Annotated in this window: 16 protein-coding genes; 7 read left to right on the forward strand and 9 right to left on the reverse strand. The window is 63.2% G+C overall.

The genetic code is table 11. The features are described from left to right. Positions 1–31 precede the first annotated feature (31 nt). From VB618_RS13230 to VB618_RS13260, 7 genes are all read left to right on the forward strand, one after another. Positions 32–2,386, forward strand: coding sequence for a bifunctional salicylyl-CoA 5-hydroxylase/oxidoreductase (locus VB618_RS13230; protein WP_329797137.1), 2,355 nt, complete (start codon positions 32–34; stop codon positions 2,384–2,386). 1 nt (position 2,387) lies between these two features. Beyond that, entirely contained in the window at positions 2,388–3,155 is a 768-nt protein-coding gene (locus tag VB618_RS13235) for an SDR family NAD(P)-dependent oxidoreductase (protein ID WP_442931776.1), read from the forward strand. Position 3,156: 1 nt separating this feature from the next. Continuing rightward, positions 3,157–3,666 (forward strand): MarR family winged helix-turn-helix transcriptional regulator, encoded by a 510-nt coding sequence (locus VB618_RS13240; RefSeq protein WP_329797139.1) that lies wholly within the window; start codon positions 3,157–3,159, stop codon positions 3,664–3,666. Continuing rightward, the gene (locus VB618_RS13245) at positions 3,666–4,499 is read left to right on the forward strand and encodes an enoyl-CoA hydratase family protein (protein ID WP_442931782.1); all 834 of its coding nucleotides are present in this window, start codon (positions 3,666–3,668) and stop codon (positions 4,497–4,499) included. Before VB618_RS13240 ends, VB618_RS13245 begins: the two co-directional genes overlap by 1 nt. Position 4,500: 1 nt before the next feature. Further along, complete coding sequence (locus tag VB618_RS13250; RefSeq protein ID WP_329797141.1) at positions 4,501–5,685, forward strand: acyl-CoA dehydrogenase family protein; 1,185 nt, start codon at positions 4,501–4,503, stop codon at positions 5,683–5,685. A 14-nt stretch (positions 5,686–5,699) separates the two neighbouring features. Further along, positions 5,700–6,149, forward strand: a complete 450-nt coding sequence (locus VB618_RS13255) for a RidA family protein (RefSeq protein WP_442931777.1) — start codon at positions 5,700–5,702, stop codon at positions 6,147–6,149. A gap of 100 nt (positions 6,150–6,249) precedes the next feature. Then, positions 6,250–7,986, forward strand: coding sequence for a mechanosensitive ion channel family protein (locus VB618_RS13260; RefSeq protein ID WP_329797143.1), 1,737 nt, complete (start codon positions 6,250–6,252; stop codon positions 7,984–7,986). Positions 7,987–8,004: 18 nt separating this feature from the next. Here VB618_RS13260 and greA read toward each other — a convergent pair whose 3' ends face one another. The 9 genes from greA to VB618_RS13305 form a co-directional block, all read right to left on the reverse strand. Continuing rightward, positions 8,005–8,472 carry a transcription elongation factor GreA gene (greA, locus tag VB618_RS13265; RefSeq protein WP_329797144.1) on the reverse strand — a complete coding sequence of 156 codons (468 nt, stop codon included), beginning with the start codon at positions 8,470–8,472 and terminating at the stop codon, positions 8,005–8,007. A gap of 52 nt (positions 8,473–8,524) precedes the next feature. After that, positions 8,525–9,649, reverse strand: coding sequence for a branched-chain amino acid ABC transporter permease (locus VB618_RS13270; RefSeq protein WP_329797145.1), 1,125 nt, complete (start codon positions 9,647–9,649; stop codon positions 8,525–8,527). Beyond that, positions 9,646–10,668, reverse strand: a complete 1,023-nt coding sequence (locus tag VB618_RS13275) for a branched-chain amino acid ABC transporter permease (RefSeq protein ID WP_329797146.1) — start codon at positions 10,666–10,668, stop codon at positions 9,646–9,648. The genes VB618_RS13270 and VB618_RS13275 overlap by 4 nt, the downstream gene beginning before the upstream one ends. Then, positions 10,665–11,390, reverse strand: a complete 726-nt coding sequence (locus tag VB618_RS13280) for an ABC transporter ATP-binding protein (protein WP_329797147.1) — start codon at positions 11,388–11,390, stop codon at positions 10,665–10,667. Before VB618_RS13280 ends, VB618_RS13275 begins: the two co-directional genes overlap by 4 nt. After that, the gene (locus VB618_RS13285) at positions 11,383–12,162 is read right to left on the reverse strand and encodes an ABC transporter ATP-binding protein (RefSeq protein ID WP_329797148.1); all 780 of its coding nucleotides are present in this window, start codon (positions 12,160–12,162) and stop codon (positions 11,383–11,385) included. Before VB618_RS13285 ends, VB618_RS13280 begins: the two co-directional genes overlap by 8 nt. Before the next feature lie 9 nt (positions 12,163–12,171). Then, positions 12,172–13,362: a substrate-binding domain-containing protein gene (locus VB618_RS13290; protein WP_329797149.1), complete on the reverse strand. Its 1,191-nt coding sequence runs from the start codon at positions 13,360–13,362 to the stop codon at positions 12,172–12,174. Between the two features lie 108 nt (positions 13,363–13,470). Then, entirely contained in the window at positions 13,471–14,406 is a 936-nt protein-coding gene (locus VB618_RS13295; protein WP_329797150.1) for a DMT family transporter, read from the reverse strand. A 55-nt stretch (positions 14,407–14,461) separates the two neighbouring features. After that, positions 14,462–15,388: an SMP-30/gluconolactonase/LRE family protein gene (locus VB618_RS13300; RefSeq protein ID WP_329797151.1), complete on the reverse strand. Its 927-nt coding sequence runs from the start codon at positions 15,386–15,388 to the stop codon at positions 14,462–14,464. Between the two features lie 6 nt (positions 15,389–15,394). Continuing rightward, complete coding sequence (locus VB618_RS13305) at positions 15,395–16,231, reverse strand: universal stress protein (protein WP_329797152.1); 837 nt, start codon at positions 16,229–16,231, stop codon at positions 15,395–15,397. Positions 16,232–16,319 lie beyond the last annotated feature (88 nt).

Consider the following 16,319-nt stretch of genomic DNA (forward strand, 5'->3'; position numbering starts at 1 on the left):
AAATAACTTGGCAATGTCGGGTAGGAACCCAATGAAGACGGCGATCATCGGCGGCGGCCCGGCGGGGCTCTATTTCGCGATCCTGCTGAAAAAGCTCAGGCCGGAGGACGACATTACGGTCTATGAGCGCAACCGGGCGGACGAGACCTTCGGCTTCGGCGTCGTCTTTTCCGATGCGACGCTCGACAATTTTGAAAAATATGACCTGCCGAGCTATCAGCGGATCGTTCGCGAATTCGCCTACTGGGACGACATTGCAATCCATTTCCGGGGAATCGAGCACCGGATCGGCGGCAATGGGTTCTGCGGCTGCTCACGGCGCACGTTGCTCCTGATCCTGCAAGACCGGGCGGAGGAACTCGGCGTCGCGTTGCGCTACGAAGCGGATGTCGAGGACGAGGGCCTGTTCGCGGATGCGGATCTCGTGGTGGTGGCCGACGGCATCAACAGCCGCTTCCGGGAGCGCTATGCGGATCATTTCCAGCCCGAGGTGGATCTGCGGCCCAACAAGTTCACCTGGATGGGATCGACCAAGCCGCTCGATGCCTTCACCTTCATCTTCCAGGAGACGGAGTGGGGGCCCTTCATCGCCCATGCCTACCAGTACGAGGCAAACCGCTCCACCTGGGTGTTCGAGACCGACCCGGAGACCTTCGAGCGGGCCGGGCTGAAGGACAAGAGCGAGGCGGAATCCGCCGCGCTCATGGAGCAGATTTTCGGCTGGTTCCTCGGCGGACATCGCGTCCTCACCAACCGCTCGATCTGGCGCAACTTCCCGATGATCCGCAGCAAGCGCTGGGTCATGGGCAACAAGGTGCTGCTCGGCGATGCCAAAGCCTCGGCGCATTTCTCCATCGGCTCAGGCACGAAGCTCGCCATGGAGGATGCCATAGCCCTCTTTGAAGCCCTCCGCCGCGATCCGAGCGTAGAGGGCGCCTTGGCGTTCTATGAGGCGGGACGGCGCGAGGAAGTCGAAAAGACCCAGCACGCGGCCGACGTGTCGCTGGTCTGGTTCGAGCATGTGGCGCGTTTCTGGGACTTCGATCCCGTGCAGTTCGCGTTCGGCGTGATGACCCGCGCCAAGGCGATCACGTATGACAACCTGCGCCTGCGGGCCCCCGATTTCGTTGCGGCCGTCGATCAGACTTTTGCCAAACAGGTGCATAGGCAGGGCTTCGACGTGTCGGTCGATAATCCAGCTGTGCCCATGTTCCAGCCGTTCAAGCTGCGGGGGATGACAGTTGCCAACCGGGTGGTGGTCTCTCCGATGGATATGTATTCCGCCAAGGACGGGGTGCCGAACGATTTCCATCTCGTTCATTACGGTGCGCGCGCGACAGGTGGTGCAGGGCTCGTGTTCACGGAAATGACCTGCGTCTCGCCGGAATCCCGCATCACCCTCGGCTGCACCGGGCTATGGAACGATGAGCAGGAGGCCGCCTGGAAGCGGATCGTCGACTTCGTTCATGCAAACTCGGAGACGAAGATCTGTCTGCAGCTCGGTCATGCGGGCCGGAAGGGCGCCACCAATCTCATGTGGGAGGGTATCGACCGGCCGCTGGAGGAGGGCGCCTGGGACATCTGCTCCGCATCGCCCATTCCCTATTTCCCGGACAGCCAGGTGCCGCGCGAGGTAACGCGGGCGGAACTCGACGCCATCAAGGCGCAGTTCGTCGAGGCAGCCATCCGCGGCGAGCGTGCCGGCTTCGACATGCTCGAACTCCACTGCGCTCATGGATACCTGCTTGCGAGCTTCATCTCGCCTTTGACCAACCGGCGCACGGACGAGTATGGCGGCTCCCTCAAGAGCCGACTGCGCTATCCCCTGGAAGTCTTCGACGCCATGCGCGAGGTCTGGCCTGCGCGCAAGCCCATGTCGGTGCGCATTTCCGCAACCGATTGGGCCGAGGGCGGCGTCACGGGAGACGAGGCGGTGGAAGTCGCACGCGCCTTTGCCAAGCAAGGGGTCGATCTCGTCGATGTCTCGACGGGGCAGACCGTGCGCGAGGCACGGCCCATCTATGGGCGCATGTTCCAGACGCCGTTCTCCGATCAGGTGCGCAACGAAGCGCGCGTGGCCACGATGTGCGTCGGCAACATCACGACGGCCGATCAGGTGAACACGATCCTGGCCGCAGGACGCGCGGACCTCGTCGCATTGGGGCGCCCGCATCTCGTCGATCCGTTCTTCACCATGAAGGCTGCGGCTTGGTACGGCGCGGCCGGCATTCACTGCCCGCCGCAGTATCATGCCGGCCGGGACCAGATCTTCCGCAACTCCGTGCGCGACCGGCAGGATCTGGACGAGTTGAAGATCAAGGCCAAGCCCAAAACTCGCGCTGAGCTGAAGATGGAGGCCGGCGAGAAGCCTCTCGCGGCAGAATGAGATGAATATGACAACCCTCAAAGGCAGGCATGCGCTGGTCACGGGCGGCGGCCGCGGGATCGGGCGGGCCATCGCAGCATCGCTCGTGAAAGCAGGTGCGACTGTGACCATCGTCGGGCGCACGCCCGGAACGCTTGAGCAGGCTATCATGCAGGGCGATGCTCACGCGGCTGCCGTGGCAGACGTCTCGGATGCGCAAAGAGTGCAGGCCGCCGTGCAGGAGGCGGTTTCGCGCTATGGTCCTGTCGATCTGATGATTGCCAATGCCGGAGGGGCGGCTTCCGCGCCTTTCATAAAATCCGGCCCGGAGGTTTTCCGGCAGATGCTGGACGTAAACCTGCTTGGGGTCACGAATGTCGCTCAAGCCGTGCTGCATTCCATGACGGAGCGGGGCTTCGGGCGCATCGTGGCCGTCGCCTCCACGGCAGGCCTGAAAGGCTATCCCTATGTGAGCGCCTATTGCGCCGCCAAGCACGCGGTGATCGGCTTCGTTCGCGCCCTGGCGCTGGAGACCGCCAGAACCGGCGTGACCGTGAATGCTGTCTGTCCGGGTTTCACCGATACCGATCTCGTGGCACAGAGCCTCGAAACGATCATGAGCAAAACGGGCCGTACCCGAGAGGACGCTTTGGGGGAACTCGTGAAGCACAACCCGCAGGGCCGATTGATTGACCCGTTCGAGGTGGCCGGTGCGGTGCTCTGGCTCTGCAGCGAGGAAGCACGGTCCGTGACGGGACAGGCCATCGCGGTGGCCGGGGGAGAAGTCTAGGATGGACGATCAGGCGATTCCGCTCGATGCCGAAACCAAGGCGGTCGAGATGCCGGAGGATCACCGGGAGGAACTGCGCCTCTGGCTGCGCCTTCTCACCTGCACCACCCTCATCGAGGGCGAGGTGCGCAGCCGCCTGCGCGAGCGGTTCGACGTCACGTTGCCCCGCTTCGACCTGATGGCGCAACTCGACAAGGCACCGGACGGCATGACCCTGTCCGATCTCTCAAAGCGCATGATGGTCTCTAACGGTAATCTCACTGGCCTTGTCGAAAGGCTCGTCGCGTCCGGCCATATCCTGCGCACGGCTTCCCTGACTGATCGCAGGGCGACGGTGATCAGCCTGACGGAGAGCGGACGCGGCGAATTTCGCACTATGGCGGCCGAGCATGAGCTCTGGATTGCCGATCTGTTCGGTGATCTCACGGAGAAGGATCGTAGCGACCTTATGCGACTCTTAGGAAAAACCAAGCTCTCGGCTCGGCGCGCCATTCAGGGAGAAGGCCAGTGATGCAGGTTGCCAATTCCGTTACGCTGCCTCTTGCTACATATGAGCCGCGCCATTTTCTGCTGTCTGTCGATGGACCCGTTGCGACGGTCACGCTCAACCGCCCGGAAAAGAAAAACCCGCTGACCTTCGAGAGTTATCGCGAGTTGGCGGATTTCTTCCATGCCTGCGCCAAAGACGAGGAGGTCAAAGCCATCGTCGTGGCAGGTGCCGGTGGGAATTTCTCGTCCGGTGGCGATGTGTTCGAGATCATTGGCCCTCTGGTCGAAATGGACACGAAAGGACTCACCGCCTTCACGCGCATGACAGGGGAGTTGGTGAAGGCCATGCGGGCGGCGCCCCAGCCGGTCATCGCGGCTGTCGAGGGCATCTGCGCGGGCGCAGGCGCCATCGTGGCCATGGCTTCCGACATCCGTCTTGCGGCTCCTGGCGCAAAGGTGGCGTTCCTATTCAACAAGGTGGGTCTTGCAGGCTGCGATATGGGAGCCTGTGCCATCCTTCCTCGCATCATCGGACAGGGCCGGGCCTCTGAGCTGCTTTACACAGGACGCTTCATGAGCGCCGAGGAAGGCGAGCGGTGGGGCTTCTTCAGCCGCATCGTCAAATCCGGCGAACTCCCGGGCGAGGCACACAATCTGGCTCGGATGATCGGCACCGGACCGACCTATGCCAATACGATGACGAAGCGCATGCTTGCGATGGAATGGGCCATGTCGGTCGAGGAGGCTATCGAGGCGGAAGCCGTGGCGCAGGCCCTGTGCATGACGACCGAGGATTTTGCACGTGCCTTCCGCGCCTTCGCAGCCAAGGAAAAGCCGGTCTTCAAGGGGGATTGACGTGGTCGATGCGAGCTTTCTCTCCTGGCCTTTCTTCGAGGCTCGTCATCGGCAATTCGCCGAGGGCTTGCGCGACTGGACTGCACGGGAGGTCCACTCCCTCGTCGAGCACCATGACGTGGACGCCTCCTGCCGCAATCTTGTACGCAGCCTTGGCGAAGGCGGATGGCTCAAGGCCGTTGTGCCGCAAGCCTATGGCGGCCTATCTCCAACCTTCGACGTCCGCACCCTGTGCCTCGCCCGCGAGACGCTTGCCTATCAGGATGGCTTGGCGGATTTCGCCTTCGCTATGCAGGGGCTCGGCACGGGTCCGATTACCCTGTTCGGCTCTGAAGCGTTGAAGGAGAGATACCTGCCGCCGGTTGCTCGCGGCGAAGCGATTGCGGCTTTTGCATTGTCCGAACCGGAAGCGGGCTCGGATGTGGCCGCCATGAGCACGACCGCAACGCCCGACGGGCCGGATCACGTGCGCCTCGATGGCGTGAAGACCTGGATCTCGAACGGTGGCATTGCGGACCATTACGTGGTGTTCGCGCGATCCGGTGAGGCTCCTGGGGCAAAGGGGCTGTCGGCCTATGTGGTCGATGCGCAGAATCCGGGACTGATGATCGAGAATCGCATCGATGTCATCGCACCCCATCCCCTCGCGACCCTCCGGTTCGAAGGCTGCCGGGTGCCTCTCTCGCAACGCGTCGGAGGTCCGGGTGAAGGGTTCAGGGTGGCCATGGCGACCCTCGATGTCTTCCGCTCGACGGTAGGAGCTGCGGCCCTGGGACTGGCCCGCCGCGCGCTCGATGAGGCGCTTCAGCACGCATCGTCCCGCAAGCTCTTCGGGGCACCGCTGGGTGAACTGCAGTTGACGCAGGCTTCGCTTGCCGACATGGCAACTGGTGTCGACAGTGCCTCGCTCCTCGTCTACCGCGCAGCGTGGACCAAGGATCAGGGTGCGGAGCGCGTCACCCGCGAGGCCGCCATGGCGAAGATGCATGCCACGGAAGAGGCGCAGCGCGTGATCGATCGGGCCGTCCAGATCTTCGGCGGTCTCGGCGTGACCAAGGGCGTGAAGGTCGAGGAGCTCTACCGAGAGATCAGGGCTCTGCGGATCTACGAGGGAGCGACCGAAGTGCAGAAGATTGTGATTGCCCGGGAACTCCTGAAGATGCACGCACAGCAATCCAAGCATTGAGAGGGAGGAAACCGATGACAGCTGCTGTTGGGGGTGCCCCTTTGCCCATGGCTGATGATGAACCCGAAGTCCTCAACCCGAAGCATTGGCCGACACCGAAGGGCTATGCCAACGGCATGATGGCCGAAGGCAAGATCGTGGTTACCGGCGGCGTTGTCGGCTGGGATGAAACCTATTCATTTGCCGATGGCTTCGTGGCTCAGGCGCGCCAGATCTTCGAAAATATCCGGGCGATCCTGGCAGAGGGAGGGGCCGAGCCACGGCATCTGGTTCGGCTGACCTGGTATGTCGTCGACATCGAGGAATACCTCACGAATCTGCGTGAACTCGGCCGAGCATATCGGGATGTGTTCGGCACCCATTACCCTGCCATGGCGCTCGTCCAGGTCGTTCGCCTTGTGGAAAAAGCCGCCCGTATCGAGATCGAGGCAACCGCCGTCGTTCCCCATCGGACAGCAGCCTGACTTCTGTCTCAAGGAGGAATGAAGGCCGGCGCTCGGTTGGAAGGTCCCGCCTGTTGGACTAGGATGGCGGGCTTTGGATACCTATGACCGGGAAAGCGCCATGATGATCTCCCTGCGACAAGCACTGCGCGAGATGGCTATCCCGCTGGTGGGCGCACTCCTGTTGGTTCTGTTCATCGTCTTGCAGGCTCTCGGGACGCCGCAGGCGCTCGGCGGTCTCGGCTTCCTCTCTCCGGCACAGACATCGAGCCCCCGAGCGACCCTGGAGAGCTTCCGCGCCGACGCGTCGCGGGCGACGGCCCTGCTCATGGAGGCTTATCGGGAGAGCAGGTCCGAACCGGGCCTGTCCTGGAGCGAGAGCGTCACCAGAAAGGTCGAGGAAGCCGATGCCCTGCTGGCCAGGGCCGCCCAAACCCTCGATTTGCGGGATATCCCGCCGGTCGAACTCGAGCATCGGCGTCTCGAATCCGTCATTCTCCTGAAAGAGATCCTCGACCGTGTCCCATTGCCAGACCCGGGTATAATCCCAGGTGACGACGAAGTCGCCGGAAAGCCGCCGGCAAGCTGGAATGTCCCCGGAACGGACCTTCGGATCGCGCACATCGCAGACGGGGCAAGGACAGGGGAGTACCTGTTCTCGAGCGGGACTGTCCTTGGGCTTGAGAGCTTCTATCGCCTGATCCGCAACAAACCCAACCTGAGCGGCGCACAGGCCGATTTCTACGACTTCTTCAGCCAGTCGCCTGGCCATCTGCTGCCGCCGAAATGGTTCAGCGTGATCGAAGCCCTGCCGACATCTCTGAGAGTGGAGATCGAGGGACAGGCGGTCTGGCAGTGGATTGCCTTCTTTCTCGTCACAGGCCTCGCCGTCGGAGCTGTCCTCGCCGTGCGTTCCCTGGCACGCAATGCCGCCGCCTCTCAAAGCGGAGCAGTGCAGGTCCTGACGAATGTGATCGTCCCCGGTGCTGTCGCGGTGGCGGCTTTGTTCGTGCGCTACATGAGCGACAACCAGATCAACCTGACGGGCCGGATCAACAGCCTCGTCGAGGAGATCGCTGAGGTGATCGCCTATATCGCCATGATCTGGGCAGTGCTCGCCTTCTCCAACGCCGTTGCCGGAAGGCTCTACCTGTCTGCGACGAAGAGCATCGACGCCCATCTGGCGCGGGCTACCGTCCGCATTGCCGGCCTCGCCGTCGCCATCGCTCTCCTCATTTACGGAGCCTCCCATCTCGGGATTCCGCTGGCTGGTCTCCTGGCAGGTCTCGGGGTCGGCGGCCTGGCGGTTGCTCTTGCGGCCAAGCCGACACTGGAGAACTTCATTGGCGGCCTGATCCTCTATGCGGACCGGCCTGTCCGAGTGGGCGACCTCTGCCGGTTCGGCACTCTCGAAGGCCGGGTCGAGGAGATCGGGATCCGCTCAACCCGCATCAGGGGTCTGGACAGGACCCTGATCACGATCCCGAATGCCACTTTCGTGAACATGAACATCATCAACCTGACCAACCGGGACCGAATGCCCTATGACCGAGTCATGGGGTTGGCGGCCACGGATACGGCAGCGATCCGCCAGGAGATCGAGACCGTTGCCGCCCTTGTGGCAGATCACCCGAAGATCGAGCGCGGCTCCGTCCAGGCGCGGCTGCGGGAGGGACATGAGGAGAAGCCGAAGGTCGAGATCTGCGCCCTGATCGCGACCTCCAAATGGAGCGAGTTCCTGCAGATCCAGCAGGAGCTCGACCTCATGCTGCGGGACAAGATGTTGTCCTCTGCACCCGCGGACGAGGCAGTCCCAAGTGCAACTGACAATGTCGTGCCGCTCAAGGATCCTGCCTGAGCTTAAGGCTTGCGGATCTCAGACGGTGATCGAGACGATCTCGGCCTGACCCTGCCCGACGGTGACGGTATCCCCGATTTCCTTGCCCATGAGAGCTTGGGCAAGGGGCGAGACGTAGGAGAGGCTGCCCTTGGCCGGATCGGCCTCATCCTCACCGACGATGCGGTAGGTCTGTCGCCGCCCATCCTCACGCTCGAAGGTGACTTCGGCCCCAAAGCGGACATGAGACGTATCAGTCGGCGGGGGTACCACCTCCGCCGAGACCCTGCGTGCCGACCAATAGCGCAGATCGCGGGAGAGACTGGGGACTTCGGCCTTGTCGTCTCTATTTTGGGCTTCCGCCAAGCGCTTCTCGAGAGAGGCGATTTCCGCGTCCATGCGGGCCAGACCCGCCGGTGTGACGAGATGGTGAGGGCTGATCGACCGGTCAGGCAGGTCCTCAAAGGCTTCCCCGCCTTCAGCTTCACGAACAAAGGCACGACTCATGGCGCTTCCTCCGCCTAGGAGGAAAACGTTCGAAACCGGCTAAGTTTCCCGCTTAGCCTTTAGGGTTGGCTTGCCTCAGGCGGCCGACGATGCCACCGGGAAAGGCATAGACGCTGATGATGAACAGCGCGCCAAGCCATAGCAGCCAACGGTCCGGATGAATGAGGTTGGGCAGGAGCGGGATCCCCGCGAGGGCCGCGCTTCCGGCCCCCATCAGCACCTGCAGGTAGCTCTGGGCCAGCACGAACACGGCCGCCCCGATGACGGCGCCATACATGGTGCCCATGCCGCCGATCACGACCATGAGCAGGATGTCGATCATGATCGAGAAGGACAGGGTGGTGTCGGGCCCGTTGTAGCGCAGCCACAGCGCCATCAGCGCGCCGGCGATCGTCGCCGCCAGGGCCGAAATGACGGAAGCTGCCGTGCGGTATGCAACGACCCGGTAGCCCAGCGCCTCCGCCCGGAACTCGTTCTCGCGGATTGCCTGAAGCACCCGGCCGAAGGGCGAGTTCACGATGCGCAGCAGGACAAGGAAGACGATGACAGAGACGATGAAGACAAGGTAGTAGGCGAGCAGCCGTCCATTGATCATGGTGCCGAAGACCGGCTCCGAGAAGAGGCGGAAGGCCGGGCGAAGCGCCGGCGGCAGCTGGAACGACAGACCGTCCTCGCCGCCGGTGATCTCGGACAGCTGGGAGGCCAGGACGGCCGCCGCGGTCGCGACCGCCAGGGTGATCATCGAGAAGAAGATGGCGCGCACCCGGAGCGACAGCAGGCCGATAGCAATTGCCAGAACAGCCGAGAGGGCGAGAGCCGCTATCAGGCCGATAGCGACCGAGCTCCAAGTCGGGCTGATACGCTCGAGCGCAATGGCGATGCCGTAGCCGCCGATGCCGTAGAACATGGTGTGGGCGAATGAGACGATGCCGGAATAGCCGAGCAGCAGGTCGTAGCTCGCGACCAGCACGATGAACACGCAGATCTTCGCCGCCGTGCCGACAGGCTGGCTTCCCGAGAACAGGAACGGGGTCGCGGCCAGAAGCACGAAGATAGCGAAGAGGATGAAGCTCAGGGCCCGCGAGCGGGGCAGGTCGGACGACAGTAGCCCGGTCAGGATCCCGCCGCGCCGGCGGGTCTCGTCGAAGGCGAGAGGGAGGGCAGGGGATGTGCTCATCGGCGTGCCACCGGAAACAGGCCCTGGGGACGCCAGACGAGGACGAGGGCCATGACGAGAATGTTGGAGATCAGCGCCAGCTTCGGCTCGATGAAGCCGACATAGTTGGCGACGAGCGCCACGAGAATGGAGCCCACGAAACAGCCCCCGACTGAGCCGAGGCCGCCGATGATGATGACGATGAACACCAGTACCATCACCTCCATGCCCATGCCGGCGGTGAGCGTCTGGCGGTAGAACGCCCACATGACGCCCCCAAGGCCGGCGAGTGCCGAGCCGGCGATGAAGACGCTGACGAAGAGGCGGCGGATGCGGTAGCCCAGTGCCTCGACCATCTCTGGGTTCTCGACACCGGCGCGGATAAGCAAGCCGATTCGGGTGCGGTTGAGGATCAGTTGCATGCCGAGGAACACCACAAGGCCGATCACGACCGCGATAACCCGGTAGCGCTCCATCACGATGTCGCCGAGCACGAAGGCGCCGCGCAGGGATTGCGGCAGCGGGATCGGGATCGGCGATGCGCCCCAGATAGCGTGGATGAGCTGTTCGGTGACGATCAGGCCGCCCATGGTGACCAGAATCTGCTTCAGATGGCTGCCATAGACCGGACGCACGATCACCCGCTCGAAGACGGCTCCGGCCAGGGCCGTGACGGCCATGGCGACGAGGATGCACAGCCCCAGGAGGGCTAGGTTCAACCCGATGGAATCCGACAGCGCCCAGCTGCCCAGGGGACCCAAAACGAGCAGGGTCGCGTAGGCACCGAGCGAGATGAAAACGCCATGCCCGAAATTGATGATGTCCATGAGGCCGAACACGAGGGTGAGCCCCGAGGCCATCAGGAAGATCATCATGCCCATGGCAAGCCCGGCGACCGTGAGCGTCACCCAGGTCGAGGGACTGCCGACGAAGGGCAGCGCCAGAAGGCCGAGGGCCGGCACGAGCAGCAGCGGCAGCCAGTCGGTTTTAGCGCGGGGGAGTTCGGCCGGAGCCGAAGATTGGGCAGCCATGTCACTCATTGGTGAGCATCCAGAGAGAGGCCGAGCAGGCGCTGCTGCATGTCTTTGTCCGCCACGAGGTCGCTCATGGTGCCGGAATGCACGATGCGTCCGTCGTCCATCACGACCACATTGTCGCCGAGCGCCGAGGCCGCGTAGAAGTTCTGCTCCACGAGGAGGATCGTCTCGCCCGAGGCCTTCAGGGCTCGAAAGGCTTCGATCATGCTGCGCACCATCACGGGAGCCAAACCCTTAGTCGGCTCGTCGATAAGCAGCAGGCGGCGAGGTTCCGAAATGGCACGGGCGATAGCAAGCATCTGCTTCTGCCCGCCGGAGAGATTGCCGGCAGGCAAGTTCCAGAAGCGCTTGAGTGCGGGAAACAGCCCAAGGATCCAGTCGAGGCGGCTCTTGTCGACGGGACCGCTGCGCGCGGCGAGCACGATGTTCTCGCGCACCGTGAGATCGGTGAAGATGCCCATGGCTTCCGGCACATAGGCGATGCCGGCGCGGGCGATGTCAGGTGTCGACCGGGTGGTGATATCGCTGCCGTCGAAGCGGATGCGACCGGATGATGCCTGCCACAGGCCCATGATGGTGCGGAGCGTCGTTGTCTTGCCGGCGCCGTTACGGCCGAGCAGCATGGTCAGTTCGCCGGCCGGAACGGCGAAGTCCACGCCGTGGAGAATGTGATAGGGCCCGATATGCGTGTGCACACCGGAAAGCTGCAGCAGAGGCTCAGTCACGGGCGACCTCCACGCCGAGATAGGCTTCCTGCACCACCGGCGAGGCGATGACCTCAGCGGGATCGCCGTCGGCCACGAGGGCGCCGTTGTGCAGCACGATGATGCGGTCCGAGAGCGAGCGCACCACGTCCATCTTGTGCTCCACGAGGAGTACGGTCGCATCCCCGCGCTGCCTGATGTCGTTGATGAGTTCAAGAATGGTCGGGACTTCGTCCACGCTCATGCCGGCTGTGGGCTCGTCGAACATGAAGACCTTGGGCTCCATGGCAATGAGAAGTGCTACCTCAAGCTTGCGCTGGTCACCGTGCGAGAGGGCTTTTGGTGCGATGTGCCGCTTGTCTGCCAGGCGCACGCGCTCAAGGACCGCCTCCGCCTGCTCGATCAGATCACGGCGCGTGTTCCACACCTTGAGGAGCGACCAGCCTGCATCGGCACGGCTCTGCACGGCTAGGCGGACATTCTCCAGCGCGGTGAGCTGCGGGAAGAGATTGGTCAGCTGAAAGGCGCGTCCGAGTCCGCGTTTGGTGCGGGCCGAAGGGGTAAGGCCCGTAATGTCCTCGCCGCCGACGATCACCTGACCCGATGAGGCGCGCAGTTGGCCGGAGATCAGGTTGAAATAGGTGGTCTTGCCGGCGCCGTTCGGGCCGACAATCGCCGTGAGCGTGCCGGGGGTGAATCGGCACGACACGTCGTTGACGGCGACATGGCCGCCGAAGCGAATAGTAAGCCCGCGCGTTTCAAGCGCGGGCGTCGTTGTTGCTGATACTGTCACAGGTCTGTTTTAGCGCTTGTTCCGGACCGGGACGGGCATCTTGTCGGCCGGGATGGTGGCCACGAGATCGAGCAGGTCGTTCGCGTCCTTGCCGTTGGCCTTGACCTTGAAGTGATACATCTCCTGCATGGCCTGGTGATCTTCCTTTCGGAATGTCATCGGTCCTTTCGGCGTCTCGAAGGTCATGCCTTCCATGGCCGTAATCAGCTTCTCGGTGTCGGTGCCACCGGCCTTCTGGATGGCCGTGACGGCAGCAGACGCCGCGGCAAAGCCACCGGCAGTGAAGAAGTCGGGCGGCGAGTTGAAGCGCTTCTGATGCTCGGCCACGAGCCAGTCGTTCATCGCGTTCTTCGGGAAGGCGTAGTAGTAATACACCGCGCCTTCCATGCCGGGATAGTTCTTGTAGATCTGCATGGCGGGCAGGATGTTGCCGCCGGGCGCGATCTCGATGCCGAAGCGCTCCGGCTTCAGGTCGGCGATCTTCGGCAGCGGATGCTGGCCAGCCCAGATGATGTTGATGATCTTCTTGCCCGGCTTGTCCTTGAGCGCGTCGAAGATGCGCTGGGCGGAGGCGGTGAAGTCGGTGGCGTTCTGCGGAGCATATTCCTCGAACACGACCTTCGCGTTCGGGCGGATCTCGGCGAGTGCAGTCTTGAGAGCCGCAACACCGTCCTTGCCGAAGGCGTAATCCTGCGCGAGGGTCGCGATCGACACCTCACCGCTGGCCGGCACGGCAGCCGCTGCGCCATAGGCGTCCTGCGTCGAATTGCGGGAGGTGCGGAAGATGAAGCGGTTCCACTTCTCGCCGGTGATCGCGTCAGCCACAGCGGGCTCCACGATCAGAACCTTGCCGTTCTCCTCAGCGACCGGGAGCATGGCGAGAGCCGCAGCGGACGAGGTTGTGCCCACGGCGAGATCGACCTTGTCATCGTTATAGGACTGCTCCAGCAGCGTCTTGGCGAGGTCTGCCTTGAGCTGGTCGTCCTTGACGATCACATTGATCTTGCGGCCGTTGATGGCCATCGTGCCCTTGGTCAGGTACTCGAGGCCCATCATGAAGCCGGCTTCGGTCTGCTTGGCGTATGCCTCGAGCGGACCCGTCTTGCCAGCAATCAGTGCGATCTTGATGTCTTGAGCAAAGGCTGAAGACGCAAAGAAAATTCCTGCCGTGGCGGCAGCGATTTTAAGTCCTAGGCGCATCGTTCTCCCCGTTCTGTTATTGCGCCATTGATGACTTTGCAGTGCAGCATGTCAAGGTCGAGTCTCGCATCATACCTTAGTCAGAAAGGATGATCCGACAGGACGGACTCAAGCCTCCGGCAGCACCGGCGTCTCGATGTCCTTCGCCTCGCGTCCGCGCCGGGCTGCCTCGCGCTCGAGCAGCAGAAGGACCAGCCCTGCGCCGCAGATCACGGCAGCACCCACGAGCGTCCAGAACCCCACGACATCGCCAAAGAACAGATAGCCCAACAAGATCGCCCAGACGATGAGGGTGTACTGATAGGGAGCAACCACGGATGCAGGCGCGATCTTCAGGGATCTGTTCACACAGACATGCGCTGCCATGGACACGATGCCGAGCAGGAAGAGACCAGCGAGATCGAGTGGACCAGGCGTGACCCAGGCGAGCGGCGCCGCAACGAGCCCGAAGATCAGGGCTCCGAGAATCTGGCCGAGCACCAGGGTGGCGTCGTGGGTATCCCGCAACTTGCGCGTCGTAATCATGAGAAGCGAGTAAAAGAGACTTCCCGCGAGTGCGATGAGCGCAGGCAGGGACAGGGTGGCGGTCGACGGGCGCAGGGCAATCAGGACGCCAACGAAGCCGCAGGCGATGGCGAGCATGCGCGGCTTGTCGATCTTCTCACCGAGCCAGAACGCCGCGAAAGCCGCTACATAGATCGGTCCGGCCAGATAATAGGTCATCACGTCCGCGAGCGGCAGATAGGTGACGGCCCAGTAGAAGCAGGCAACCTCCAGGGTCGAGAGGGTGACGCGCACCGCATGCAGGCCGGCCTGCGGCGGTATCTCGAACGGAACCTTCTGCCGGCGCATGAGGGGCAGGAGGACCATGAGAGCCGCGACGCTGCGCAGGAGTAGGACCTGGCCGACGGAATAGGTGGCGACGAGCCATTTGCCCATGACATCGTTCATGGCGAACATGAAGACGCCGAGCAGCATCAGGCCGATGCCGACAAGGACGCCTGACCGAACCTTGTGGGCTGGGGAGGAACCGGAATGAGACATGGGCCGCATTCATGAGCGAAGCGACCGCAATTCACAAGCTCCGTGAGTGGATCTTTTAGAAGGTCTTCACCCCATTCACGGGCAGCATGACGGCATAAAGCGACGTCGTGGCGCAGATGTAGAGCCGGTTGCGCTTCGGCCCACCGAAGACGACATTGGCGACCGCCTCGGGCACAAGGATCTTGCCGATCAAAGTGCCGTCGCTTTCGTAGCAGTGCACGCCGTCGCCGGCGCTCGTCCATATCCGCCCCGCCTCGTCCAGCCTGAAGCCGTCGAACAGGCCCTGCGTGCAGGAGGCGAAAACGCTGTCACCCGAGAGATTTCCGCTGTCGTCCACGTCGAAGACCCGGATGTGGCGCGGGCCGTCCTTCACATGGGTGGCGCCGGTGTCGGCCACATAGAGGCGACTCTCGTCCGGCGAGAAGGCGATCCCGTTCGGGCGGACAAAATCGCCCGCGACCATGCGGACGTCGCCCGTGTGCGGGTCGATGCGATAAACATGGCAGGCGCCGATTTCGCTCTCGGCCTTGTGCCCCTCGTAGTCGGAATCGATCCCATAGGCTGGATCCGTGAACCAGATCGAGCCATCGGACTTCACCACCACGTCGTTGGGGCTATTGAGGCGCTTGCCCTGGTGATGGCTGGCGAGCACTGTGATCGAGCCGTCATGCTCGGTGCGGGTCAAGCGCCGGTTGCCGTGCTCGCAAGTGACGAGGCGGCCCTGGCGGTCGACGGTGTTGCCGTTGGAATAGCCGGACGAATGGCGAAAGACGCTGACGGTGCCCGAGGTTTCGTCGAAACGCATCATTCGGTCGTTGGGCACGTCGCTCCAGATCAGGTAGCGCCCCGCTGGAAAATAGGCCGGCCCCTCTGCCCAGCGGCATCCCTCCGCCAGCTTCTCCAGGCGTGCGGAGCCGATGTGCAGACGCTGGAAGCGATCATCGAGGATGACGGCGACATCCTGGAACGTGGCAAGCGACATTTTCGGTCAATGGGCCATCAGGACGGGCATGGTCGTGTTACCGAGGATATGGCTGGTGGCCCCGCCGAAGAACATCTGCCGCAGCCGGCTCTGGGTATAGGCTCCCTTCACCAGCAGGTCGCAGCCAAGAGCCGCGGCTTCCCTCAGGATCGCTTCGCCGGGGCGGTTGGACGGATCGGCCGCCGTGATGGCTTCCACTGGCAGGTCGTGCATCCGGAGGTGACGGGCAAGCTCCGAGCCGGAGGGCCCGGGAACACCCCAGTCGTCGAGTTCAAGAACGACGATCCGCTTGGCCTTCCGGAGCAGCGGCATCGAGCCCAGCACGGCGCGGGCCGTTTCAGTGCTTCGGTTCCAGGCGATCACAGCGGTCTCGCCAAGGGTGCGAGCCGGAGTTGCGGGCGCGATCAGGACAGGACGTCCGGTCTCGAAGAGGGCTGCCTCTGCCGTGGACAGGCGGGTCTGCCCGTTCGATCCATCGGGGCGGCCTACGACGATGAGATCGAAGACCCGCCCATAGGCTCCCAGGAAGGCATCTTCCATCAGCCCGTCCTGCCGCCAGCCGGAGCTCAGGCCCGCGAGCCCGGCAGCAGCGCGCGAAATCTGCTTTCCGGTCATGAAGGCCTCGAAGCGTTCGCGGCAAGCGCGGGCCATCTCGATGCGGTTTTCCGGAGTGATGGGGGAGGGAACGCCGATGGCGATGTCCACCGGTAGGACCACCGGGTAATCCGGTGTGATGGCAATCCCCTCGATATAGCTGTCGAACAGTTGGGCGAGCTGCAGGGCAGCCTCCAGCTGGGGCTCGATGACGCCGTGGTCTTCAATCGGGACAAGGATGCTTTTCATAAGGATTATTGTCGCGCTTTACGGCCCCGTCGGCAAGGGCACAGGCGCATACGACAAAGGATGAATGCCCTGGGCCTTGTGGATGAAC

It is taken from the genome of Microvirga sp. CF3062, assembly GCF_036314045.1.
Classification (GTDB): domain Bacteria; phylum Pseudomonadota; class Alphaproteobacteria; order Rhizobiales; family Beijerinckiaceae; genus Microvirga.